This window comes from Burkholderia sp. SR8, from assembly GCF_052851275.1.
Genome location: NZ_JAULUC010000078.1, coordinates 1 through 727 on the forward strand (window position 1 = coordinate 1; position 727 = coordinate 727).

Consider the following 727-nt stretch of genomic DNA (forward strand, 5'->3'; position numbering starts at 1 on the left):
TGCACTGGGCGAAGGCGCACACAGCCTGACGGTCACGGCAACCGACACGGCGGGCAATGTGAGCGCCCCGAGCGCGGCCTTCGACCTGACGGTCGACACGACGGCTCCTGCGTTGCCGACGGTGAACGCAACGGACGGCACGTCGTTGTCGGGCACGGCTGAAGCGGGTGCAACGGTCAACATCGACACGAACGGCGACGGTACGCCGGATGCCACCGTGACGGCAGATCCGAGCGGTGCCTGGACGTACACGCCGTCGACCCCGCTGCCGGCCGGCACGGTGATTGGTGTGACGGCTACGGACGCGGCAGGCAATACGAGCCCCTCTGCCTCGGTAACGGTGACGGGCGATACGACAGCACCCGCGGCGCCGATCGTTGTCAGTGTGACGGACGACGTGGGTTCGATCGCCGGCTTGCTGACGACTGGCGCAACGACGGACGACACGACGCCGACACTTGCCGGCACGGCAGAAGCGGGCAGCACCGTGAGCATCTACGACGGCACGACGCTGCTGGGCACGACGACGGCCGACCCGACCGGCAACTGGACCTTCACGCCGACTACTGGCTTGGGCGAAGGTGCGCATTCGATCACGGTCACGGCAACTGACACGGCGGGAAACATCAGTACCCCGAGCGCGGCATTCGACCTGACGGTCGACACGACGGCTCCGGCATTGCCGACGGTGAACGCAACGGACGGTACGTCGTTGTCGGGCACGGCT

The 727-nt window shown here is 67.4% G+C and carries 1 protein-coding gene; it reads left to right on the forward strand.

The annotated features are described in order from the left end of the window. Positions 1-727, forward strand: a 727-nt coding sequence (locus tag Q3A80_RS31885) for an Ig-like domain-containing protein (protein ID WP_446332748.1), incomplete at both ends; no start/stop codon positions are given.